Annotated in this window: 20 protein-coding genes, 1 pseudogene and 1 riboswitch; of the genes and pseudogenes, 6 read left to right on the forward strand and 15 right to left on the reverse strand. The window is 68.3% G+C overall.

The annotated features are described in order from the left end of the window. Position 1: 1 nt before the first annotated feature. From AC1RUS_RS12300 to moaA, 3 genes are read right to left on the reverse strand one after another with little or no spacing between them, the layout of a single operon-like run. A complete protein-coding gene (locus AC1RUS_RS12300) occupies positions 2–448 on the reverse strand; it encodes a molybdenum cofactor biosynthesis protein MoaE (RefSeq protein WP_492916458.1) in 447 nt (148 codons plus the stop codon). Further along, complete coding sequence (locus tag AC1RUS_RS12305; RefSeq protein ID WP_492916460.1) at positions 445–687, reverse strand: MoaD/ThiS family protein; 243 nt, start codon at positions 685–687, stop codon at positions 445–447. Before AC1RUS_RS12305 ends, AC1RUS_RS12300 begins: the two co-directional genes overlap by 4 nt. Position 688: 1 nt before the next feature. After that, positions 689–1,726 carry a GTP 3',8-cyclase MoaA gene (gene moaA / locus AC1RUS_RS12310; RefSeq protein WP_492916462.1) on the reverse strand — a complete coding sequence of 346 codons (1,038 nt, stop codon included), beginning with the start codon at positions 1,724–1,726 and terminating at the stop codon, positions 689–691. A 29-nt stretch (positions 1,727–1,755) separates the two neighbouring features. Here moaA and AC1RUS_RS12315 point away from each other — a divergent pair, with 29 nt between their 5' ends. Continuing rightward, positions 1,756–2,361: a nucleotidyltransferase family protein gene (locus tag AC1RUS_RS12315; RefSeq protein WP_492916464.1), complete on the forward strand. Its 606-nt coding sequence runs from the start codon at positions 1,756–1,758 to the stop codon at positions 2,359–2,361. Here the strand turns inward: AC1RUS_RS12315 and AC1RUS_RS12320 are convergent. From AC1RUS_RS12320 to AC1RUS_RS12350, 7 genes and pseudogenes are all read right to left on the reverse strand, one after another. Then, on the reverse strand, positions 2,358–2,576 hold the full coding sequence (locus AC1RUS_RS12320) for a hypothetical protein (protein ID WP_492916466.1): 219 nt from the start codon (positions 2,574–2,576) through the stop codon (positions 2,358–2,360). The genes AC1RUS_RS12315 and AC1RUS_RS12320 overlap by 4 nt on opposite strands. Beyond that, a complete protein-coding gene (locus AC1RUS_RS12325) occupies positions 2,548–2,991 on the reverse strand; it encodes a hypothetical protein (RefSeq protein ID WP_492916468.1) in 444 nt (147 codons plus the stop codon). The genes AC1RUS_RS12320 and AC1RUS_RS12325 overlap by 29 nt, the downstream gene beginning before the upstream one ends. A gap of 66 nt (positions 2,992–3,057) precedes the next feature. Continuing rightward, the gene (locus AC1RUS_RS12330; protein WP_492916470.1) at positions 3,058–3,405 is read right to left on the reverse strand and encodes a hypothetical protein; all 348 of its coding nucleotides are present in this window, start codon (positions 3,403–3,405) and stop codon (positions 3,058–3,060) included. Between the two features lie 214 nt (positions 3,406–3,619). Beyond that, the gene (locus AC1RUS_RS12335; protein WP_492916472.1) at positions 3,620–3,898 is read right to left on the reverse strand and encodes a hypothetical protein; all 279 of its coding nucleotides are present in this window, start codon (positions 3,896–3,898) and stop codon (positions 3,620–3,622) included. A 121-nt stretch (positions 3,899–4,019) separates the two neighbouring features. Further along, positions 4,020–4,202: pseudogene (locus AC1RUS_RS12340) on the reverse strand (LuxR C-terminal-related transcriptional regulator); the annotation flags it as partial. A gap of 64 nt (positions 4,203–4,266) precedes the next feature. Next, the gene (locus tag AC1RUS_RS12345) at positions 4,267–6,456 is read right to left on the reverse strand and encodes a xanthine dehydrogenase family protein molybdopterin-binding subunit (protein ID WP_492916474.1); all 2,190 of its coding nucleotides are present in this window, start codon (positions 6,454–6,456) and stop codon (positions 4,267–4,269) included. Beyond that, positions 6,453–6,989, reverse strand: a complete 537-nt coding sequence (locus AC1RUS_RS12350; protein ID WP_492916476.1) for a (2Fe-2S)-binding protein — start codon at positions 6,987–6,989, stop codon at positions 6,453–6,455. The genes AC1RUS_RS12345 and AC1RUS_RS12350 overlap by 4 nt, the downstream gene beginning before the upstream one ends. Before the next feature lie 227 nt (positions 6,990–7,216). Here AC1RUS_RS12350 and AC1RUS_RS12355 point away from each other — a divergent pair, with 227 nt between their 5' ends. Beyond that, a complete protein-coding gene (locus tag AC1RUS_RS12355; RefSeq protein ID WP_492916478.1) occupies positions 7,217–7,531 on the forward strand; it encodes an MliC family protein in 315 nt (104 codons plus the stop codon). A 10-nt stretch (positions 7,532–7,541) separates the two neighbouring features. Next, the gene (locus AC1RUS_RS12360; RefSeq protein ID WP_492916480.1) at positions 7,542–8,438 is read left to right on the forward strand and encodes an NAD(P)-dependent oxidoreductase; all 897 of its coding nucleotides are present in this window, start codon (positions 7,542–7,544) and stop codon (positions 8,436–8,438) included. Here the strand turns inward: AC1RUS_RS12360 and AC1RUS_RS12365 are convergent. The 4 genes from AC1RUS_RS12365 to AC1RUS_RS12380 form a co-directional block, all read right to left on the reverse strand. After that, positions 8,435–10,087, reverse strand: a complete 1,653-nt coding sequence (locus AC1RUS_RS12365; protein ID WP_492916482.1) for an MFS transporter — start codon at positions 10,085–10,087, stop codon at positions 8,435–8,437. The genes AC1RUS_RS12360 and AC1RUS_RS12365 overlap by 4 nt on opposite strands. Before the next feature lie 56 nt (positions 10,088–10,143). Continuing rightward, positions 10,144–12,828, reverse strand: a complete 2,685-nt coding sequence (locus tag AC1RUS_RS12370; protein ID WP_492916484.1) for a PAS domain S-box protein — start codon at positions 12,826–12,828, stop codon at positions 10,144–10,146. Positions 12,829–12,919: 91 nt separating this feature from the next. Continuing rightward, complete coding sequence (locus AC1RUS_RS12375; RefSeq protein ID WP_492916486.1) at positions 12,920–13,603, reverse strand: Fe2+-dependent dioxygenase; 684 nt, start codon at positions 13,601–13,603, stop codon at positions 12,920–12,922. Positions 13,604–13,692: 89 nt separating this feature from the next. Further along, the gene (locus tag AC1RUS_RS12380) at positions 13,693–16,029 is read right to left on the reverse strand and encodes a TonB-dependent receptor (RefSeq protein WP_492916488.1); all 2,337 of its coding nucleotides are present in this window, start codon (positions 16,027–16,029) and stop codon (positions 13,693–13,695) included. 213 nt (positions 16,030–16,242) lie between these two features. Then, positions 16,243–16,325, forward strand: a riboswitch (ZMP/ZTP riboswitch). Between the two features lie 25 nt (positions 16,326–16,350). Between AC1RUS_RS12380 and AC1RUS_RS12385 the strand changes: the two genes are divergently transcribed. From AC1RUS_RS12385 to AC1RUS_RS12395, 3 genes are all read left to right on the forward strand, one after another. Continuing rightward, entirely contained in the window at positions 16,351–16,983 is a 633-nt protein-coding gene (locus tag AC1RUS_RS12385; RefSeq protein WP_492916490.1) for a LysE family translocator, read from the forward strand. A gap of 54 nt (positions 16,984–17,037) precedes the next feature. Beyond that, complete coding sequence (locus AC1RUS_RS12390) at positions 17,038–17,754, forward strand: ribonuclease T2 (RefSeq protein ID WP_492916492.1); 717 nt, start codon at positions 17,038–17,040, stop codon at positions 17,752–17,754. 99 nt (positions 17,755–17,853) lie between these two features. Continuing rightward, positions 17,854–19,482, forward strand: coding sequence for an ABC-F family ATP-binding cassette domain-containing protein (locus tag AC1RUS_RS12395; protein ID WP_492916494.1), 1,629 nt, complete (start codon positions 17,854–17,856; stop codon positions 19,480–19,482). Between the two features lie 124 nt (positions 19,483–19,606). Here the strand turns inward: AC1RUS_RS12395 and pnp are convergent, their stop codons facing one another. After that, positions 19,607–21,745 carry a polyribonucleotide nucleotidyltransferase gene (pnp, locus tag AC1RUS_RS12400; RefSeq protein ID WP_492916496.1) on the reverse strand — a complete coding sequence of 713 codons (2,139 nt, stop codon included), beginning with the start codon at positions 21,743–21,745 and terminating at the stop codon, positions 19,607–19,609. Positions 21,746–21,973: the final 228 nt, after the last annotated feature.

The raw sequence follows: 21,973 nt of genomic DNA on the forward strand, positions 1-21,973 counted from the left end.
CCTACTCCTGATCCCAGCGTTGCGCGTCGGTCCTATCGCGGTCCGTCGGCTCGATCCAGCGCGCGCCGTCCGGGCCGTGCTCCTTCTTCCAGAAGGGCGCGCGGCTCTTGAGCCAGTCCATCAGGAAATCGCAGGCCTCAAAGGCCTCGCGGCGATGGCCGGCGGCCGTGGCGACGAAGACGATGGCCTCGCCCGGCGCGATCCGGCCCGTGCGATGGACGATGCGGTAGTCGTGCAAGGCGAACCGGGTCTTGGCCGTCTCGGCGAATTCGGAAATCGCCGCGTCGGTGAAGCCGGGATAAGCCTCCAGCTCCAGCGCCGCCGCCTGGCCCCGCTCGGCGCGCGCCAAGCCCACGAAGCTGGCCACCGCGCCGGTCTCGTCGCGGCCGGCGCAGAAATCGGTGAGCAGCGCGCCGGGCTCGAACGGCTCGTGCGTGAGGGTGATCATCCGCCGCTCATCGGCGGCAGGAAGGCCACCTCGGTCGCCGCCGACAGCGAGGCCTCGCCGCGCACCAGGGCCTTGTCGACCGCGACCTGAACGCCGGGGCCGCTCAGGGCTTCGCCGAGGTCGGGATCATCGCTGGACAGCAGTGCGCGCAGCTCGGCCAGGGTCGCGGCCGGGGCGACGATCCGGTCGCGCCAGCCGGCCTGGTCGGCCAGGCGTCCGAACAGCAGCACCCGCGCCATCTCAGCCGCCCGTCTGCGACATGTGGCGGGCGACGGCGGGCCGCGCGCCGGCGATCTGGAAGTCGTGGCCCTGGGGCTTGGAGCCGATGGCGGCGAAGATCGCCTGCTCCAGCTCGGCGTCGCTGGCCCCGGCGCGGAGCACGGCCCGCAGGTCCGAGGCGTCGTCGCGGCCCAGGCAGGTGTGCAGGGTGCCGGTGCAGGTCAGCCGGACCCGATTGCAGGCCTCGCAGAAATTGTGGCTGAGCGGGGTGATGAAGCCCAGGCGGCCGCCGGTCTCGGCGATCCGGGCATAGCGCGCCGGACCGCCGGTGGCGTAACCGGGCTCGTCCTCCAGCGTCCAGAACGACGAGAGATCGCGGCGGACGTCCTTCAGGCTCAGATACTGGTCGGTGCGGTCTTCGTCGATCTCGCCCAGGGGCATGGTCTCGATCAGGGTCACGTCGCAGCCGCGCTGGTGGGCCCAGGCGATCAGGTCGGGCAACTCGGCGGCGTTGTCGTGCTTGAGCGCCACGGCGTTGATCTTGACGTCGATGCCGGCCGCCAGGGCCGCGTCGATCCCGCCGATCACCTGGGCGACGTCGCCGCCCCGGGTCAGGCGCTTGAAGAGGTCGGGTTTCAGGGTGTCGAGCGAGACGTTGATCCGCCGCACGCCGTGGCGGGCCAGATCCTCGGCGAACCGGGCCAGCTGCGTGCCGTTGGTGGTCAGGGTCAGCTCGTCCAGGGCCCCCGACCGCAGATGGCGCGACAGGCCGGCGACCAAGTCCATGAAGCCCTTGCGCACCAGGGGCTCGCCGCCGCTGAGCCGCAGCTTGCGCACGCCCAGGCCGATGAAGGTCGAGGCCAGGCGGTCCAGCTCCTCCAGCGTCAGCACCTGCGCCTTGGGCAGGAAGGTCATGTGCTCGGCCATGCAGTAGACGCAGCGCAGGTCGCAGCGGTCGGTGACCGAGACGCGCAGATAGGTGACGGCGCGTCCGAAACCGTCGATCAGACGGGGCGCGGCCTGGATGGCTTGCGTGGGACTGTCGTCATAGGGCGTCATGTCTGGAAACAAGATAGGCGTTGGACGACATGGCGGAAAGGGAAAGCGGACGCTTCGAGGCGATCGTGCTGGCGGCGGGGCTCGGGCGCCGTTTCGGCGGCGGCAAACTGCTGGCCCCGTTCCAGGGCCGACCGCTGATCCTCGGCGCTCTGACCGCCGCCTTGGACAGTCCCGCAGCCTCGGTGGTGATCGTGATCGGCCAAGCTGACGGCGCGCTGGAAGCCACCGCCTTGAACCTGGACGATGACGCGGATGTGCGGGTGGTGAAAGTGGCCGATCCGGCCCGGGGGATGGGCGCTTCGCTGGCCGCGGCCGCTCGCGCCGTGCCGGCCGACCTTGACGGCGTCTTCGTGTTTCTGGGCGACATGCCGCTGATCGGACCCGGGGTCGCCCCCGCCCTTGTCGCAGCCTTGGCCGGGCCAGAGGGGATCGTCGCGCCGGTCCATGGCGGTCGACGCGGACATCCGGTGCTGTTCGGCGCCGACTGGATCCCGGCCCTGCGCGCGCTGGACGGCGACACCGGCGCCCAGGCCCTGATCCGCCAGGCCGGCGACCGATTCATCACGGTCGAGACGGACGATCCCGGCGTGCTGTTCGACGTCGATCGGCCGGAAGACCTCGTCGCCGACGACTAGTGCCGGGTGAGCCGGCCTTCCCAGAGGATCAGTCGAATCTCGTCGATCACCCGGATGGCGCCCTCGGTGTCGCCCAGTTCCTCCAGCGCGATCAGGCGCGGGATCAGCATGGCCATGATCCGTCGGCTGACCGGATCGAGGGCGTTCAGACCGCGCTTGAACTCGGCCAGCTCCTCGGCGGAGACGTCATGGATATAGCTCGAGGTCACGCTCATGCGTCGCCTCCCGGGCCTTGATGACCGACAGCGTCGCCACCAGCAGCGCGACCAGCACGCCGTAGCTCAGCAACCCCAGGCCGGCGATCAGGGTGGCGATATAGATGCGCAGGTCGATGATCGTCACCACGTGCGAGGCCACCGACATCATCTGGCAGGCCGCCGCGAACACCGTCCACAGCTGGCGCGTCTTCAGCGACGCCGCCACGAACAGCACCATCACCAGCGTATCCAGCGCCATCACGCGCCATTCCGGCTGCAGCGGGTCGTGCAGCTGCAGGAAGGGCGTGGCGATCCATCCGATCAGATAGACCGCCGACACGAACCGGATCGGACCGTCCCCCTTCCAATAGGCGAAGCCGCAGATCGCGGCGGCGACGCCCAGGGAAATCCACGAAATAAGACTGTGGTACACGACATGATCCCGACGCGACTTGGCGCGGAACCATGCCGGAAGCGTAGCCCTTGGAAAAGGCCGTCATCATGCGGCGCGGCCGCCTTCGACGGCGTGCAGACCGGAGGTGCGCGGCACGTCCTCGGGCTTGTCCATCACCCCGACCGCCACGGTGCGACAGCCGATCTGCTCGCGCACGCTCTGCAGGCCCGCATGGGCGCGGATGATGGTGCGGCGAGCCGACAGGATGTGGGCCAGGGTCTCGCCCAGGTCGTCCACGGCGTCCTGGCCGATCACGGCCGACAGGTTGGCTTCCATCCGCAGGCTCGGCAGGAGGCCGACAAGCTCGGCGGTTTCGCGCAGCGCGGCGTCGATCGCGGCTTCGGCGCGCATCAGTTTCTGGGCCCCGGCGCGGGCCGCTTCAGCACGTTTCATGCAAGACTCTCCCGTCGCGCGGAGAGCGTCCGCGCGTTTTCAAGGTGTCGGTTTGCTTCTTGGGATCAGCCGGCCCGGGCGGGCGGCGGGCTCCAGCCTTCGCGGAACCGCTGAAGGGCGTAGAGGAAATCATGGGCCCCGGTGGTCAGGGCGCCGAGCAGAAGCCCGCTCAGAACCGCCAACCCGACGATCAGGCCCAGCCATTGGAGAGGAGTCAGGTCATCGCGCCAGCTCCTTCCAGTTCGTTGCGAAGCGGACGGTCGTCCGCCAGGAAGGCCGTGGCCGCCAGCACCCGCAGCAGCAGCTTCGACGGCGGGTCGCCCGCCGCCTGCGACTTCCGCAAGGCCGAGACCGTGTCCTGCACCAGCTCGCCGCGTTCCGGCGTGCCCGCCAGCAAGGTCAGGCTCTCTTCCAGCGACTGCCAGCTGGCGATGAAGAAGCCCGAGGTCTCGATCCGAGGCCGCGCCGTGTTCCGGGTCTGATTGTCGTTCATGGTCGTTCCCACCTGTACGGTGAGAAGAGACCCGAGACGGGGCCAGGGCTAGGTCGCCCGATTGCCTACGGTAGTCATTACCGGGGTCGGTTTCCCAGGCCATGAAGGCCAGGGCGGCGTCCCGCCGGCTCAGACCCGACAAGCGGCGGCGCGCGCTGAGCACGTGCATCTCGACCGTCTTGGGCGAGAGGCTGAGCAGGCGGGCGATTTCCTTGGACTGCAGGTGGCCGGCGATCAGGCGCAGGATCTCGCGCTCACGCGGGGTGAGGCGTTCGAACCCGAGGCTGTCTTTGGATTCCACCATGCCGCTAGCATGCGACGAGGTTCCCGTGCCGTCCAGCGCCAGAGCGGCGCCGAACGGCAGAGATCTAGGTTAACGACTTCGCGAAAGGCAGGCGCGCGGTCGGCTTGCTCGTCGCGGCCAGGATGGCGTTGGCCACGGCCGGCGCGATCACCGGCGTGCCGGGCTCGCCGACGCCGCTGGGCGGATTGCCCGACGGGACGATGTTGGTCTCGACCTTGGGCGCCTCATTCATGCGCAGCACGCGGTAACCGTCGAAATTGCCCTGATCGACCGCTCCGTCGGTCAGGGTGATCTCGCCGAACAGCGCCGCCGACAGGCCGTAGCAGGTTCCGCCCTCCATCTGGGCGGCGATCTGGTCGGGCGACACCGCCACGCCGCAGTCGATGGCGGTGACCACGCGGCCGACCCGGGGCTGGCCGTCCTCCAGCTTGACCTCGGCGACCTGGGCCACGACCGAGCCGAAGCTCTCGTGCACCGCCACGCCGCGCGTCCAGCCTTCAGTCGCCTTGGGCCCGGCCTTTTCCAGCGCCAGGTTCAGGGTCGCCAGATGCCGGTCGGCGCCGGCCTTGGCGTAGAGCGCCCGGCGGTACTCGACCGGATCCTTACCGGCCTTGCGGGCCAGCTGGTCGATGGTGTGCTCCATGACGAAGGCGGTGTGGGTCGCGCCCACCGACCGCCACCACAGCACCGGCACGCCGACCTCGGGGAAGGCGACCTGGGCGTCGACGATCGGCGTGGCCTTCAGATAGGGCGAGCCGGCCGTGCCCTCGATGGCGGTCTGGTCCGGACCTTTCCCGCCCATCGGCGAGTCCTTCATGATCGACTGGCTGACGATGCGGTGGCGCCAGGCGGCCGGATAGCCGTCCTTGTCCAGCGTGATCTTCAGCTTGTGGACCACCAGCGGCCGGAAATAGCCGGCCCGCATGTCGTCCTCGCGAGTCCAGACCAGCTTCACCGGCCGGCCCTTGCCGACCTTCTTGGCGATGTGGATGCACTCGGCGGCGTAGTCGGACTGGAAGTTGGCGCGGCGGCCGAACGAGCCGCCGGCGAACAGGGTCTCGATCTCGACCGAACCGGGCAAGGTGCCGACGATCTTGGCGGCGGCCAGCTGGTCCAGGGTCTGGCCCTGCGAGCCGAAGACCAGCTTGACCTTGTTGCCGTCGACCATGGCCACGCAGTTCATCGGTTCCATGGTCGCATGGGCCAGATAGGGGAATTCATAGGTCGCCTCGAACACCTTGGCGCCCTTGGCGGTGTCGAGCACGCCCGGGTCGCCCTTGGAGTCGAAGCCTTCCCACTTGATGTCGGTCGGCCCGCCGGCGGCGATGTCGTGGAAGGTCTTGGCGATCGCGGCGGAGCCGCGCTTCTCGACCTTGTCCTCGTTCCACTCGATCGACAGGGCCTCGCGGCCCATGCGGGCGGCATAGGTGGTCTGGGCCACCACGGCGATCCCCGTGGGAATCTCATAGACGTCGACCACGCCCGGGACCTTCTTCGCCTCGGCGGCGTCGAAGCTCTTCACCTTCGCCCCGAAGCGCGGGGCGTGGGCGACCACCGCCGTCAGCATGTCGGGCAGGCGGACGTCCTGGGTGAAGCGGGCCGTGCCGTCGCTCTTGGCCTGGGCGTCCTTGCGGCGCACGCGGTCGGTGCCGATCAGGGTGAAGGTCTTGGGATCCTTCAGCGGCGGACTGGCGGGCGGGGTGATCTTGGCGGCGTCGGCGACCAGCGCGCCAAAGCCGACGGTCTTGCCCGACTTGGCGTGAGTGACGACGCTGTCCTTGACCGTGAGTTCGCCGGCCGGAACGCTCCACTTGGCGGCGGCGGCCTGCACGAACATCGCCCGCGTCGCGGCGCCGGCGGTGCGCAGCTGGGTCCAGGAATTGGAGATCGCCGACGAGCCGCCCGTCAGCTGCGCGCCCAGGGCGCCGTTGGAATAGAGCTTGGCGTTGGCCGGCGACTGCTCGACCACGACCCGGGTCCAGTCGGCGTCCAGTTCCTCGGCGACGATGGCGGCCAGGCCCGCATGGTTGCCCTGGCCGAACTCGACGTGCTTGGAGATCACCGTCACCAGGCCGTCGGGCGCGATCTTGATGAAGGGGCCGAACGCCCCGACCTCGACCTTGGAGCCGGCGCTGACCAGGTCCGCCGGCGAGCAGCCGACCAGCAGCGCGCCGCCGACCACGGCCGAACCGACGACGACCACCTCGCGACGAGTGGGGCCAGTCTCCAGAAGCTTCTTGAAGGGCGCGTTCATCGGGCTGCTCCCCGGCTGGTGGAGCCGGACGCCGCGGCGATAGCCTCGTCGATATTGGCCGGGGCCGCGCCGGGGGCCGGAGCGATCGCGCCCGTGGCCGCGTCCTTGATAGCCGCGCGGATGCGCTGGTAGGTGCCGCAGCGACAGATGTTGCCGCTCATGGCGTTGTCGATGTCCTCATCGGTCGGGGCCCGGTTCTGCTCCAGCAGGGCGGCGGCCGACATGATCTGGCCCGACTGGCAGTAGCCGCATTGCGGCACGTCGTGCTTGACCCAGGCCTGCTGCAGCGGATGCGATCCGCCCAGGCCCTCGATGGTGGTGATCTTGACGCCCGACAGGCCGGCGATCGGCGTGACGCACGAGCGGACCGGCTGGCCGTCGACATGGACGGTGCAGGCGCCGCATTGGGCCATCCCGCAGCCGAACTTGGTGCCTGTCAGCCCAAGCTCGTCCCGCAGGACCCAGAGCAAGGGCGTTTCTGGAGCGGCGTTGACGGTTAGCGGCTTGCCGTTCACATCCAGGGTCGCAGCCATACGTCTTCGCCTCCATCCGGCGGGACCGGGGGCGGGACCCTGCCTGTGTTCGAACCTAACACCGTTCACAACGGCCGAAAGCGGCAATATTTCCATGCCGTCGCGCGCGTTTCGCGGCGCGGTTGAAAGCCGTCGTACAAAAGCCCGCGACAGACGATGAGTGGAGCGTGGCGCCGGCGCGAAACCGCGTATGCTTCGTCTCGGCCGTCGTTCGTCAGGAGTGCGCCATGCGTCGACTTTTGCTTGTCTCAGCCGTGGGCCTGCTGACCCTGTCGGGCTGCGCCACGCGGGTCGCGACCGAAGCCACGACCGCGCCCGTCAAATATTCCTGCAAGGCCGGCAAGCGTTTCACGGCGACCTATCCGGCCAAGGGGAACAAGGCGATCGTCTCGGCCGGCGGCCTGACCAAGGCCCTGCCCCTGGCGCGCTCGGCCTCGGGGGCGCGCTATGCGACCGGCAAGTTCGAGATCCGGGGCAAGGGCGACGCCGCCCGGCTCAACGGCTTTCCGGGCGGACCCTATGACGACTGCCAGGCCCACTAAGGACACGACCTTGGATTCCTTCCCCGCCTATTTCCCCCTCGCCGGCCGCAAGGTGGTGATCGCCGGTTCGGGCGACGGCGCCGACAACAAGGCCCGGCTGTTCGAGGGCTCGCCGGCCACGGTCGTGCGGCTGGACGGCCACGCCGCCTTCCTGCCCGGCTCCTATGCCGGCGCGGTCCTGGCCTTCATCGCCAGCGACGACGAAGTGTTCGTCCAGGCCGCCGCCGCCGCCGCCCGCGCCGCGCGCGTGCTGGTCAATGTGGTCGACAAGCCCGCCCTGTGCGACTTCAACACCCCGGCGGTGATCGATCGGGGCGAGGTCGTGGCGGCCGTCGGCACCGGCGGTTCGGCCCCCGTTCTGGCCACCATGCTGCGCAACGACATCGAGGCCCAGGTGCCCGAGGGCGCCGGCCGTGTGGCCGCCATGCTGCGCCGGTTCCAGGAAGAGGTCCGCAAGACCCTGCCGGCCATGCACGAGCGCCGCTCGTTCCTGCGCGACGCCGCCACCGGCGAGGCGGCTCAGGCCGCGATGGCGGGCGACATGGAGACGGCAGGGCGCCTGTTCCGCGAAGCCCTGGCCAAGGGCTCGGCGCGCAAGGGCCGGGTGCGGTTCATCGCCGGCAAGGGGCCTTCGGACCTTCTGAGCCTGCGCGCCACCCGGGCCCTGTCGGCCGCCGATGTCATGGTGGCCGACGACGATGTCGACCCGCAGATCATGACCATGGCTCGTCGCGACGTTCACCGCATCGCGCCCGGCGAGGCCACGCCCGACCAGCTGATCCAGCTGGCCGCCGAGGGCCGCCAGATCGTGCGGCTGATCACCGGCCCGGTGGAGCCGGCCTTGGTCCACGCCCTGGCCTCGGCCGGGGTGGCGGTCGAGGTGCTGGCCTCGGCTCCCGCCGCCTAGGCCTGATCGAGCGACCGGCCCTTGGTCTCGGGCAGTAAGAACAGGGTCGTCACCACGCTGACCAGGGTGAAGAACACCGGGTACCAGAGACCGGCATAGATGTTGCCGACCGCCGTCACGATGGCGAAGGCGAAGAACGGCACGAAGCCGCCGACCCAGCCGGTGCCGATGTGATAGGGCAACGACAGGGCGGTGTAGCGCACCCGGGTCGGGAACAACTCGACCAGGCTGGCGGCCAGGGGGCCGAACAGGGCCGTGGCGGCGATCACGAACACGAACAGCACGCCGAACATGCCCAGCCAGTTCATCCGCGCCGGATCGGCCTTGGCCGGATAGCCGGCCTGGACGAGCGCGGCCTTGATCTTGGCCTCGGTCGCGGTCTTGACGGCCTTGGTGTCGGCTTTCGACAGGCCGGTGGCGCTGGGCGAGGCCACTTCGATCGCGCCGACCTTCATCACCGCCGGGGTCCCCACCAGAGCCGTACGGTTCTCGTAGGAGACGCCGGCATTGGCCAGGGCGCTCTTGACAATGTCGCAGGACGAGACGAACGCGGCCTTGCCGACCGGATCGAACTGCAAGGCGCAATCCTTGGGATCGGCGACCACGACGACGGGCGACTTCGCCGTGGCCTCGGCCAGGGCGGGGTTGGCCGCCTTTTCCATCAGGTGGAAACCGGGGAAGTAGAACAGCAGGGCCAGGGTCATGCCGCCCAGCATCACCGGCTTGCGGCCGACCTTGTCCGACAGCCAGCCGAAGACGACGTAGAACACCGCGCTGACGGCGGTGGCGGTCATCATCAGGCCGTTGATGGTGACCGGATCGACCTTGAGGAACTTCTCGAGGAAGGTCTGTACGTAGAAGAAGCTGGTGTACCAGACCGCCCCCTGGGCGCACATCATCGACAGGAAGGCCAGGATCACCAGCTTCATGTTCTTCCACTGGCCGAACGCCTCGGCATAGGGCGCCTTCGAGGCCTCGCCCTCTTCCTTCATCTTGGCGAAGGCCGGGCTCTCGGTGAGCTTCATCCGCATCCACACCGACACGGCCAGCAGGCCGATCGACACGGCGAACGGGATCCGCCAGCCCCAGGCGTCGAACGCCTCCACGCCGACGACGGCGCGCGTGGCCATGATCACCATCAGGGCGCCGAACAGGCCGAAGGCGGCCGAGGTCTGCACCCACGAGGTCGACCAGCCGCGCCTGGTAGGGGACGAGTGCTCGGCAACGTAGATCGCCGCGCCGCCATATTCGCCGCCCAGTGCGAAACCCTGCACGCAGCGCAGGATGATCAGCAGGATCGGCGAGATGATGCCGGCCTGCTTGTAGGTGGGCAGCAGGGCGATGGCGAAGGTGGCGCAGCCCATCAGCAGCACGGTGGCCAGGAACGCACCCTTGCGGCCGGCCTGGTCGCCGATCTTGCCGAACACCAGCGCGCCCAGCGGCCGGAACGCGAAGCCGACCCCGAACAGGGCCAGGGCGGCGATATAGCCGGCCGCGTCGGGCAGGCCGGTGAAGAAGGTCTTGGAAATGACCTGGGCCAGGCTTCCGAAGATGAAGAAGTCGTACCACTCGAACGCCGTCCCGGCGGACGAGGCCGCGATGACTGTGCGCATCGACGCGCGATCATCCTGGATCGTCTGGTCGGTCATTCTGGAAGCCCCCTAATTTACCGCCAGCTTTAGCGTGCTTCCACGCCGGGGCAAACTCAGGCGACGGCGGTCTCCGAGGAAGACCCGCTCTCGGCCAGCCGGACGATCTCGGCGACCAGGGCGGCCGGCGCGATCGGCTTGGCCGCGACGCCGTCCATGCCGGCGGCGCGATAGGTGGCCCGCTGGTGGGCCATGACGTTGGCGGTCAGGGCGATGATCGGCGTCTGGCCCGCCGGACCCGGCAGGGCGCGGATGCGGCGCGAGGCCTCCATGCCGTCGATGCCAGGCATCTGGACGTCCATCAGGACGAGATCGAAGCCGCCGGTGCGCGTGGCCTCGACGCCGGCCAGGCCGTCGTCGGCCGTGCTGACCGAGGCGCCCAGTTGTTCGAGGATGCGCGAGGCGACCATCTGGTTGGTCGGATTGTCCTCGACCAACAGGATGCGCAGGCCGGCCAGGATGTCGCCCGAGGCGTGCTCGGCGGCGACCGGCGCCGCGGCGGACGGCGCGGCGATGGTCAGGGTGAAGCGCGAGCCGACCCCCGGCTCGGACTCGAAGCTCACCGCCCCACCCAGCATCTCGGCCAGGCGACGGGTGATGGCCAGGCCCAGGCCCGAGCCGCCGAAGCGGCGAGTGGTGCTGGCGTCGCCCTGCTCGAAGCGCTCGAACAGGCGCGCCTGGGCCGCCTTGGGCACGCCGACCCCGGTGTCGATGACGTCGAAGGCGATGGTCGGGCCCGTCGGGCTGGCCACGGGGCGCGCCCGCACGATCACCGAGCCCTTGAGGGTGAACTTCACGGCGTTGCCGATCAGGTTGAACAGCGCCTGGCGCAGGCGCGTGGGATCGGTGTCGATCCAGCCCAGGTCCGGCGCGTCGATCTTCAGGATCAGGCCCTTGTGCTCGACCTGGGCGGCCAGCAGCCGGCCCACGCCCTCCAGCAGCTGACGCGGATCGACCGGCTCGCGGTTCATCTCCAGCCGGCCGGCCTCGATACGCGAGATGTCGATGACGTCGTCCAGCAGGGTCGACAGCATCTGGCCGCAGGCCAGGGCTTCGCCCAGCAGCGCCCCGGCGTCGCCCGGCAGGGCCTGGCGCTTGAGCAGATGCATGACGCCCAGCACGCCGTTCATCGGGGTGCGGATCTCGTGGCTCATATTGGCCAGGAACTGGGCCTTGGCCTCGTTGGCCGCCTGGGCCGCGCGCTCGGCGGCCACCAGGGCCAGTTCCGAGCGCTTCTGCTGGTCGATGTCGAGGATCAGGCCGTAGGCCTTGCGAGCCATGCCATCGGCGGCGCGGCGCACCTCGTGGAACACCCGCATCCAGCGCACCTCGCCCGAGGCGGTGATGATCCGGGCGTCGATCGAGCGCGCCGGTCCGTCGCCAGCCCGCCTCCACTCGGCCGCCGTGGCGTAGATGTGGTCGCGGTCCTCGGGATGGACCATCGGCCAGACGGCCTCGCTGACATCCTCGTAGGTGATCCGGCGCCCCATCATGCGATGGAATTCCGGCGAGCCCCAGAAGGCGCGATGCTCGTGGTCGATCTCATAGACGCCGGCCTGGGCCGCGCCCAGCGCGATCCGTAGCCGCTTGGCGTTGACCCGGGCCTCGCGGCGGGCGTCGGCCAGGGCGGTGATGTCGTCCATGTAAGTGATCACGCCGACGATGGCGCCCATGGCGTTGCGCCAGGGCCGCGCCTCCCAGCGCAGGCAGTGTTCGACCCCCTCGGCGTCGCGCAGCCGGTCTTCGCGGCGGGTGACGATCTCGCCCGACAGGGCCCGTTCAACGGCCGAGACGAAGCGCTTGCGCTGGCCATGGGTCAGGTCGTGCAGCGACCGGCCGATGACGGCGGCCTCGCTCGACTTGAAGACTTCCAGGAACCTGGGGCTGACCACGCGCAGCTTCAGGTCCAGGTCGTAGACGGCCACCGCGAACGGCGCCTCCTCGACCAGCTGCCGGGCCCGGCGCTCGCCCCAGAGGGCCGCGTCGCGGCTGCGGGCCACGTCGGTGACGTTCTGCGAGATGCCCTTGAGCACGAACAGGCCGCTGTCCAGCGGTTCGGCCCGATAGGTCGAGCGCAGGGTGAACCACTGGTCGTCGCGGCCTCGGAGGCGGAACTCGACCGCGCCCGGCTCGCCCGAGCGCACGGCCTCGTAGAAGATCTTGAACACCGGATCGCGCTGCTCGATCGGCAGGCGGGCCAGGAAAAGGTCAGCGGTGGCCAGGTCGGTGGGGCTCAGGTCGGTGGAGGACAGGGCGTCGGGCGACCAGTCGATCGTCTCGTCGCGCGGATCATAGCTCCACAGGCCGATGCCGGCGGCCTCGGCCAGCATCACCCGGGTGCGAGTGGCCGCCACCTCCAGCGAGACGTCACGCAGGGTGCCGACGGTCTCGCCGTTCGGGCCCAGACGCATATGGCCTTCCAGCCAGACCGCCTGGCCGTCGCGACACAGGATCCGCAGGCGGCTGACGGCCGCGCCAGTCTCCCGCACCTGGCGGCCGGCCTCGATCAGCTCGGCGTGGCTCTCGGGGTGGACGAAGGAGACGCAGGCCTGGCCGACCAGCTGCTCGGCGGTCCAGCCGGTCAGGGGGGTCCAGGCCGGATTGACCGCCTTCAGCCGCCCCTGCGGCGAGATCACGGCGAAGAGGTCGTTGGCGTTCTCGAAGAACCAGCGTGCGGCTTCCGCCTCGCCGAACGGCGAGGGCGCGAGCGGGGTCGCGTCGGAAGACGAGGGGCGCGGCATCGAGGCTCCGGAACGTGGTCGTCCGGATCGTGCGGCCCAAGGGTAAACTTATGGTTGGCGAAACGGCCCGATGTTCGCTGAACGTGATATTTCAGAGCTCCGCCCATTGGCGCAGCAGGTTGTGATAGGTCCCGGTCAGGGTCAGGATCGAGGCGTCGGTTGGCCCCACGGCCTGGGACAGGCGCTGGATGGCCACGTCCATGTCCAGCAGCAGGGCCCGCTTGGCGTCGTCGCGCACCAGGCTTTGGATCCAGAAGAAGCTGGCCGTCCGCGTTCCCCGCGTCACCTCGGTGACGTGGTGCAGGCTCGAGGCCGGATAGAGGATCAGGTCGCCTGCGCCCAGTTTCACCGCATGGCTGCCATAGAGGTCGTCGACCACCAGCTCGCCGCCGTCATAGTCCTCGGGCTCGGCCAGGAAGAGCGTGGCCGAAAGATCGGTGCGCAGCCGCTGGCCAGTGACCGGATCGCGACGCACCGAATTGTCGATGTGGTCGGCAAACCCCATGCCCTCGCCGTAGCGGTTGAACATCGGCGACAGGATGGTCTTGGGCAGAGCCGCCGAAACGAACAGCGGATGGGCCTCCAGCGCCTTGACGATGATCGCCCCGACGGTGCGGGCCGCCTCGCCCTCCTGCGGCAGTTGCTGGTTGTTCTTGGCCATCGCGGCCTGGAAACCCGAGGTCATGTTGCCGTCGACCCATGGCGCGGCGTCCATGATCGCCCGGCATTCGGCGACCTGGGCCTTGGTCAGCACCTTGGGAATCTGCAGCATCATTTCGAAAAACCTAGGCCCCGGACATGAAGACGCCCCGTCCGGCAATGGGCTGGCCAGACGGGGCGCGCGTCAAGTCTGAGAGGGGAGTCTCAGTACTTGACGTTCAGCTTCAGCAGCGCCGTACGGCCGGCCGCGATCTGCACCATGTGGGTGGTGAAGGGCTTCACCGCATAGCGCTCGTCGGTCAGGTTCTGCAGGTTCAGCTGCAGGTCGACGCTGTTGTTGAACTTCCAAGACGCCATGGCGTCGTAGCGCCAGTAGCTGGGCACCGAATAGGTGTTGGTGGCGTTGCCGTAGCGCATGGACATGTAGGATGCGCCGCCGCCGACGGTGATCGCCGGGGTGATGCGGTAGGCGCTCCAGCCGCTGAAGGCGTGCTTGGGCGTGTTGGGGAACACCTTGCCGTTGTTCGGCGACGGAGCGCCCGACGAGAAGCCGCCGTCGATCACTTCGCTGTCGGTGTAGCTGTAGCCCGCCGTCACGCTCCAGGCCTGGGTGATCTGGCCGCCGGCGCCCAGTTCAACACCCTGGACCCGCGAATTGCCGATCAGGCTGATGACGCCCAGCGCATCGGTGACCCGAGCGTTGGTCTTGTCGGTGCGGAAGACGGCCGCCGTCAGGTTCAGCTTGCCGCCGAACGTGTTCCACTTGGCGCCGATCTCGTAGCTGTCGTTCTGCTCGGGATCGAGATTGACGGTGGTCGCGGCCACCGACGACACGTCGCCGGAGCCTTCGCCCGACGGGTTCGACGAGCTGCCATACGAGGCGTAGAGGCTGGCCTCTTCGACCGGCTTGTAGACGAGGCCCAGCTGGTAGTTCCAGAAGCTGGACTTGTTGGTCAGCGGAGCCGTCGGGGTCACGCCCGTGGCGGTGTAGGTCCCGCCGGTGAAGCGGTTGGTGTAGTCGTCGTGACGCACGCCGAGGTTCAGCAGCCAGTGCTCGTTGAACTCGATGGTGTCGAAGGCGAACAGCGCCTTGGTCGTCACCCGCGTCTCGGTGAAGGTCGGCGAGCGCGTGATCGTGCCGATCCACGGATCGTTGTAGTTCGGGTTGCTCAGGGTGGTGCAGTTATAGCCGTAGACGGCGCCCAGACGCGAGGCGCTGCTGCAGGCGAGGTTGGTGCTGCTGTAGGCGGCGCTGACCAGAGCCGGCGCCAGGCCGGCGGTCAGGCCCGGACCCGCCACGACATAGCCCTGGCTGTGGGTCTGTTCCTCGGCCCACTCGGTGCCGAAGGCCACGCTGTGCTTGAGGCCGCCGGTCGCGAACTCGCCGGTGATGGTGTTGGCGTTGGCCGTCGTGGTGGTCAGGGTGTTGCGGTTCTTCGACGAGCGGAAGAGATAGCCGTTGGCGACGTTGCCGCGGCTGTCGTCGGGGTTGGTGACCACATAGGCGTTGGTGGTGCGGCCGTAGCGGACCGCCGTCGAGAACTTCCAGGTCCCGCCCAGATCCTGCTGGAAGCGCAGGGTAGAGATGTCGGCGCTGGTGTCGCGGAAGTCGCGGCTGCGGAGGCCGTAGAAGTCGTCGTCGTGACCCTTCAGCAACGTGCCGTAGACCACGCCGTTGATGGTCGTGCGCTCGTAGGGCACGCCGTAGTCCGGCACTTCGCTGGTGTCGAGGTGGTAGTAGTCGAGGGTCAGTCGGCTGGGGCCGTTCAGGCCGAACCCGACCGAGGCCGCGACGCCCCAGCGGTCGCCGCTGACGCCCTTGCGGCCGTTGACCTCGTTCTCGTGATAGAGGCCGTTCAGGCGAACGGCGACGCTGTCGGTGATGGCTTCGTTGACGTCCAGCGTCACGCGGCGGGTGGCGTCGTCGCCCAGGGTCAGCGAGGCGGCCTTGAAGTCGCCGGGACGGGCCACCTTGGTCACCAGGTTGACGGCGCCGCCGGTCGAGCCGCGGCCGCTGAAGGCCGAGCCCGGACCCTTGACGATCTCGATCTGCTCCAGGGCGAAGACTTCGCGCGACTGGCCGCCGGCGTCGCGGACGCCGTCGACGAAGATGTCCGAGGTCGAGTCCATGCCGCGGATGCGCGGACGGTCGCCGGCGGGCGAACCGCCCTCGCCCGATTCCAGCGTGATGCCCGGCACGGTGCGGAAGGCGTCGGCCAGGCTGCTGATCGCCTGCTGGTCCAGCGCGTCCGAGGTGATGATGTTGACCGACTTGGGCGTGTCGAGCAGCGGCTTGGTGAACTTCTCCGACTGCGGGCGAAGCTTGCGCTGGCTCTTGACGTCGACGCCCGAGACCTCGGTGCTGTCGGCCGGAACCGCGGCGGCCGCGGCGGTCGCCATTGCGGCGTCCACGTCGGCGGCATGGGCGGCGCCCGCGCCGAAGGTCAGGCCGGCGAGACCGGCGACGGCCGCGACGCCGAGCGCGCGACGAGGACGGCTGACGACGCCGCCATTGAGGCCGCGGGTGTTCGAGTTATGCATGGAAAATCCTATCCCCAGCAGAGTCTGCGATCACTCGCGACCCTTCCTGAATTTGCGACGCGTTCTTAGCGATCATGCAAGGCAGTCGCAATGATAATCGTTCTTAATTGCGCACTCTGTGGCGGAAAGGTGACGCTTGGGTGATCGGCCCGCCGCTTTTGCCGCTCGCGCAACGCCGACCGGTGACGCGGATGGGGTCGGTGTGTAGGCTCGACCGGTCCGCGCGACTGGCGATCGGAGGGAGCACCCTCGGGAAGCGCGGACCGCATCGACAGCCGTACGCCTGGGCGCCCTCACCTCTTTCGCAGCGGAGCCGCGCCCATGCCGGAAGCCAAGACCTGGATCGCCTTCAGCCTCATCTGCCTGGGCATGGCCCTGACCCCGGGGCCCAACATGCTCTACTTGGTCAGCCGCTCGATCTGCCAGGGACCGCTGGCCGGGATCGTGTCGCTGATCGGCACGGCCGCGGGCTTCGTCGTCTATCTGTTGTGCGCGGCGCTGGGCATCACCGCTCTCTTGATGGCCGCGCCCATCGCCTATGACGTGCTGCGGTTCGGCGGCGCGCTCTATCTGGGCTGGCTGGCCTGGCAGGCGATCAGGCCGGGCGGCGCCTCGCCGTTCCAGGTGCGCGAACTGCCCAAGGACAGCCCCGCCAAGCTGATCAGCATGGGCTTCCTGACCAACCTGCTGAACCCCAAGGCGGCGATGCTCTACCTCTCGCTGTTGCCGCAATTCATCAAGCCCGAGCACGGCGGGGTGCTCACCCAGTCCCTGGCCTTGGGGCTCAGCCAGATCGCCATCAGCCTCAGCGTCAACGGCGTGATCTGCATGGCCGCCGGGACGATCGCCACCTTCCTGGCCACGCGTCCCAGCTTCGCGCTGATCCAGCGGTGGCTGATGGCCACCGTGCTGGGCGGGCTGGCGATCCGGATGGCCACCGAAGCCCGGCGCTGATTGAGCCTGTCATCGGTTTGCTAGAGAGTGCGGACGCCTGGAGTTGGAGTCCGCATGACCTCGAAGTTCGCCCGCGTCCTGATCGGCGCCGTCGCCGCCCTCGCCCTGTCGGGCATGGCCCAGGCTTCCAGCCTGAAATCCTGCGCGATCCCGCCGACCGTGGTTCCGGCTCCGGCCGAGATCCCGCCGGCCGACCAGATCCACACCGACGTGCCGACCGCCGCCTATCTGCTGGCCCTGTTCTGGTCGCCGGAGGCCTGCCGGGCCAACATCCCGGAGTCGGACAAGGCCATCCAGTGCGAGGCCAACAACTTCGGCTTCACCGTTCACGGCCTGTGGCCCAACGGCCCCGACAAGGTGCATCCGCGCTACTGCAAGCCCAGCCCGCCGATGAGCCTCAAGACGGTGAAGGCCAATCTCTGCATGACGCCCTCGCCCTGGCTGCTGCAGCATGAGTGGCAAGCCCATGGCACATGCAAATGGCCCACGCCCGAGGCCTATTTCAAGAAGGCCCGCGCGGTGCGCTCCAAGCTCAACGTGCCCGACCTGACGCCCGGCCCGAACGGGACCCTGACCGCCGGGCAGGTGCGCGAGGCCTTCCTGAAGGGCAATCGCGGCATGACCCGCGAGGGGCTCAACGTACGGGTCAACAAGGACAACCGCCTGACCGAGGTCTGGGTGTGCATGGACCTGAAGTTCAAGCCGGCCGCCTGCCGGGGCGGCAACGGCGCGCCCGACGACGTGACCATCCGGGTGACGCCAAGACGGTAGGCGCGTCCGGTCCCGGGACGAGTGACCCATCATCGCGCCCGGGATCGGGAGCGGCTCTAGGGCTGGCGTTCTGCGTCCGCCCGCGTTAGCAGACCGCCCATGATCCGCCTCGACAATATCTCCAAGCAAAACGGCCACCAGCTCCTGTTCATCGAAGCCTCGATGGGCGTCCAAAAGGGCGAAAAGGTGGGGCTGGTCGGCCCGAACGGCGCCGGCAAGACGACTCTGTTCCGCATGATCACCGGTCAGGAGCAGCCCGACGACGGGCTGGTCGCGATCGATCCCGGCATGACAATCGGCTATTTCAGCCAGGACGTCGGCGAGATGTCGGGTCAGAGCGCGGTCGCCGCGGTAATGGACGGCGTCGGTCCCGTCAGCGCGCTGGCCGCCGAAATGGCCACGCTCGAGGCGGCCATGGTCGATCCGGACAAGGCCGACGAGATGGACGCCGTCCTCGAACGCTATGGCGAGGTGCTGGAGCGCTTCCAGGAACTGGACGGCTATGCGCTGGAGGCGCGGGCGCGCGAGGTGCTGGCCGGCCTGAGCTTCAGCCAGGAGCGCATGGACGGCGACGTCGGCCTGCTGTCGGGCGGCTGGAAGATGCGCGTGGCGCTGGCTCGCATCCTGCTGATGCGCCCCGACGGCATGCTGCTGGACGAGCCCTCCAACCACCTGGACCTGGAAAGCCTGATCTGGCTGGAGGCGTTCCTCAAGAACTACGACGGCGCCCTGCTGATGACGTCGCACGACCGCGCCTTCATGAACCGCATCATCGGCAAGGTGGTCGAGATCGACGGCGGCCAGCTGATCACCTATTCGGGCGATCTGGACTTCTACGAACAGCAGCGCGCGCTGGGCGAGGCGCAGCGCCAGGCCCAGTACGAGCGCCAGCAGGCCATGCTGGCCAAGGAAATCAAGTTTATCGAGAAGTTCAAGGCGCGCGCCTCGCACGCCGCCCAGGTGCAGAGCCGGGTCAAGAAGCTCGACAAGATCGAGCGGGTCGAGGCTCCGCGCCGCCGCCAGTCAGTCCAGTTCGAGTTCCAGAGCCCGCCGCGGTCGGGCGACGACGTGATCAACCTGCGCAACGTCCACAAGGGCTATGGCGCCAACCCGATCTACGAGGGCCTGGACTTCCTGGTGCGCCGCAAGGAGCGCTGGTGCGTCCTGGGCGCCAACGGCGCCGGCAAGTCGACGCTGCTGAAGCTGGTGGCTGGCGACACCACGCCCGACCAGGGCACGGTCAATATCGGCGCCAGCGTCCGGATGGGCTATTTCGCCCAGCACTCCATGGACCTGCTGGATGGCGAAGAGACGATCTTCGAGTCCTTGGAGCGCTCGTTCCCGCAAGCGGGCCAGGGCGCGTTGCGCACCCTGGCGGGCTGCTTCGGCTTCTCGGGCGACGATGTCGAAAAGCCCTGCCGCGTGCTGTCCGGCGGCGAGAAGGCGCGCCTGGTCATGGCCAAGATGCTGTTCGACCCGCCGAACCTGCTGGTGCTGGACGAGCCGACTAACCACCTGGACATGACGACCAAGGAGATGTTGGTCGCGGCCCTTGCGGACTTCGAGGGCACCATGCTCTTCGTCTCGCACGACCGCCACTTCCTGGGGGCGCTGAGCAATCGCGTCCTGGAGCTGACGCCCGAGGGCGTCCATCAGTACGGCGGCGGCTATACCGAATATGTCGCCCGCACGGGCCAGGAAGCGCCGGGCCTGCACCCGGGCGGCTAGCCGCGCCGGCTTCCCGAGTCCGGTTCGTCACGGACGACCCTACCCATCGACCCAAAACGCAAAACGGGCGGCCCCTTTCGGAGCCGCCCGCCTGAGTTCCTTCCGGAAAGACCGGTGAAGAGGCTTACGCCTCTTCGGCCGGGGCTTCCTTCTTGGACAGGTCTTCGCCGGTCTCTTGATCGACGACCTTCATCGACAGCTTGGTCTTGCCGCGATCGTCGAAGCCCAGGAGCTTCACCTTCACGATCTGACCTTCCTTCAGCACGTCCGACGGCTTGGCGACGCGTTCGTTGCTGATCTGGCTGACGTGGACGAGACCGTCCTTGGCGCCGAAGAAGTTCACGAAGGCGCCGAAATCGACGACCTTGACGACCTTGCCGTCATAGATCGCGCCGACTTCAGCTTCCTGCGTGATCGACTTGATCCAGTCGATGGCGGCCTTGATCTTGGCGCCGTCCGAGGCCGAGACCTTGACCGTGCCTTCGTCGTTGATGTCGACCTTGGCGCCGGTGGTGGCGACGATCTCGCGGATCACCTTGCCGCCGGTGCCGATCACTTCGCGGATCTTGTCGGTCGGGATGGTGATGGTCTCGATCTTCGGGGCGAAGTCGCCGACTTCTTCCCGCGGCGCGTCCATCGCCTTGTTCATCTCGCCGAGGATGTGCTCACGGCCGCCCTTAGCCTGGGCCAGCGCTTGCTTCATGATCTCTTCGGTGATGCCGGCGATCTTGATGTCCATCTGCAGCGAGGTCAGGCCCTCGCTGGTGCCGGCCACCTTGAAGTCCATGTCGCCGAGGTGATCTTCGTCGCCGAGGATGTCGGACAGAACGGCGAAGCCGTCCTTTTCGAGGATCAGGCCCATGGCGATGCCCGAGACCGGACGGATCAGCGGAACGCCCGCGTCCATCATGGCCAGCGAGGAGCCGCAGACCGTGGCCATCGAGGACGAGCCGTTCGACTCGGTGATCTCGGAGACCAGGCGGATGGTGTAGGGGAAGTCTTCCTTGGCCGGCAGCATCGGACGCAGAGCGCGCCAGGCCAGCTTGCCATGGCCGATTTCGCGGCGGCCCGGGCTGCCCATACGGCCGGTTTCACCGACGCTGTAGGGAGGGAAGTTGTAGTGCAGCAGGAAGGATTCCTTGTAGGTGCCTTCCAGGGCGTCGATGAACTGCTCGTCGTCGCCGGTGCCCAGGGTGGCGACCACGATCGCCTGGGTCTCGCCGCGGGTGAACAGGGCCGAGCCGTGGGTGCGCGGCAGGATGCCGACTTCGCCCAGGATCGGACGCACCTTGTCGACCGTGCGGCCGTCGATGCGGATGCCGGTGTCGAGGATGGAGCGACGAACGATGTCGGCTTCCAGTTCCTTGAACACCGAGACCAGCTTCAGCGGGTCGATGCCGGCCGGGTTGGTGTCGCTCTTGGCGAAGGTCTCGATGGCCTTGGTCTTGGCGGCGCCCAGCGCGGCGACGCGTTCGCCCTTGGCTTGGATCTTGTAGGCGTCGGCCAGATCCTTGCCGACGGCCTTCTTCACTTCGGCCTTCAGGGCGTCGGTGTCTTCCGGTTGGAAGTCGAAGGGCTCCTTGGCGGCGTGTTCGGCCAGCTCGATGATCGCGTCGATCACCGTCTGCATTTCCTTGTGCGCGAAGGAGACGCCGCCCAGGACGATCTCTTCCGACAGCTCTTGGATTTCCGACTCGACCATCATCACGGCGTCGGCGGTGCCGGCCACGACCAGGTCCATCTTGCTTTCCTTCAGCTCGTCGAGCGTCGGGTTCAGCACGTAGCCGCCATCAACGTAACCGACGCGCGCGGCGCCGATCGGGCCCATGAACGGGGCGCCCGACAGGACCAGGGCGGCCGAGGCGGCCACCATGCCCAGGATGTCGGGATCGTTCTCGAGGTCGTGCTGCAGCACGGTGACGACAACCTGGACTTCGTTCTTGAAGCCCTTGACGAACAGCGGGCGGATCGGACGGTCGATCAGGCGGGAAACCAGGGTTTCCTTTTCCGACGGACGGCCTTCGCGCTTGAAGAAGCCGCCGGGGATCTTGCCGGCCGCGAAGGTCTTTTCCTGGTAGTTGACCGTCAGCGGGAAGAAATCTTGGCCGGGCTTCGCCTTCTTGGCGAACACGGCGGTGGCCAGGACGACGGTTTCGCCCATGGTGGCCAGAACGGCGCCGTCGGCTTGACGGGCGATGCGACCGGTTTCGAGGACCAGCGTCTTGCCGCCCCACTCGATCGTCTTGCGCTTGATATCGAACATTTTTTGCTTCTTTCGGTTCCGAAGGACCCATTTCCTTCAGGACGGACAGGGGCGGGCGGCCGAGTGGCGGTCCCGAGATTTCCTCATCCAGTTCGACAGGCGTCCGAGGATCGTGATCCCCGGCTTACGTGTTCAGACCCGCCGAGGCGGATCCGCAGCAACTCTCGTTTCGGCCTGTCTTGAAACGAGAGCCCAGAAAAGCGTTCGGCCGCCCCGCGTTAGCGAGGC

Source organism: Caulobacter sp. GW821-FHT10F06 (assembly GCF_058809215.1).

Excerpts from the sequence above, each read along its gene's own strand:
- AC1RUS_RS12350 (WP_492916476.1), bottom strand. The coding sequence starts at position 6,989 with ATGGCTGCGACCCTGGATGTGAACGGCAAGCCGCTAACCGTCAACGCC.
- pnp (WP_492916496.1), bottom strand. The coding sequence starts at position 21,745 with ATGTTCGATATCAAGCGCAAGACGATCGAGTGGGGCGGCAAGACGCTG.
- AC1RUS_RS12385 (WP_492916490.1), top strand. The coding sequence starts at position 16,351 with ATGCCGGAAGCCAAGACCTGGATCGCCTTCAGCCTCATCTGCCTGGGC.
- AC1RUS_RS12305 (WP_492916460.1), bottom strand. The coding sequence starts at position 687 with ATGGCGCGGGTGCTGCTGTTCGGACGCCTGGCCGACCAGGCCGGCTGG.
- AC1RUS_RS12365 (WP_492916482.1), bottom strand. The coding sequence starts at position 10,087 with ATGACCGACCAGACGATCCAGGATGATCGCGCGTCGATGCGCACAGTC.
- AC1RUS_RS12370 (WP_492916484.1), bottom strand. The coding sequence starts at position 12,828 with ATGCCGCGCCCCTCGTCTTCCGACGCGACCCCGCTCGCGCCCTCGCCG.
- AC1RUS_RS12380 (WP_492916488.1), bottom strand. The coding sequence starts at position 16,029 with ATGCATAACTCGAACACCCGCGGCCTCAATGGCGGCGTCGTCAGCCGT.
- AC1RUS_RS12375 (WP_492916486.1), bottom strand. The coding sequence starts at position 13,603 with ATGATGCTGCAGATTCCCAAGGTGCTGACCAAGGCCCAGGTCGCCGAA.
- AC1RUS_RS12345 (WP_492916474.1), bottom strand. The coding sequence starts at position 6,456 with ATGAACGCGCCCTTCAAGAAGCTTCTGGAGACTGGCCCCACTCGTCGC.
- AC1RUS_RS12355 (WP_492916478.1), top strand. The coding sequence starts at position 7,217 with ATGCGTCGACTTTTGCTTGTCTCAGCCGTGGGCCTGCTGACCCTGTCG.
- AC1RUS_RS12335 (WP_492916472.1), bottom strand. The coding sequence starts at position 3,898 with ATGAACGACAATCAGACCCGGAACACGGCGCGGCCTCGGATCGAGACC.
- AC1RUS_RS12395 (WP_492916494.1), top strand. The coding sequence starts at position 17,854 with ATGATCCGCCTCGACAATATCTCCAAGCAAAACGGCCACCAGCTCCTG.
- AC1RUS_RS12330 (WP_492916470.1), bottom strand. The coding sequence starts at position 3,405 with ATGAAACGTGCTGAAGCGGCCCGCGCCGGGGCCCAGAAACTGATGCGC.
- AC1RUS_RS12300 (WP_492916458.1), bottom strand. The coding sequence starts at position 448 with ATGATCACCCTCACGCACGAGCCGTTCGAGCCCGGCGCGCTGCTCACC.
- AC1RUS_RS12390 (WP_492916492.1), top strand. The coding sequence starts at position 17,038 with ATGACCTCGAAGTTCGCCCGCGTCCTGATCGGCGCCGTCGCCGCCCTC.
- moaA (WP_492916462.1), bottom strand. The coding sequence starts at position 1,726 with ATGACGCCCTATGACGACAGTCCCACGCAAGCCATCCAGGCCGCGCCC.
- AC1RUS_RS12320 (WP_492916466.1), bottom strand. The coding sequence starts at position 2,576 with ATGAGCGTGACCTCGAGCTATATCCATGACGTCTCCGCCGAGGAGCTG.
- AC1RUS_RS12315 (WP_492916464.1), top strand. The coding sequence starts at position 1,756 with ATGGCGGAAAGGGAAAGCGGACGCTTCGAGGCGATCGTGCTGGCGGCG.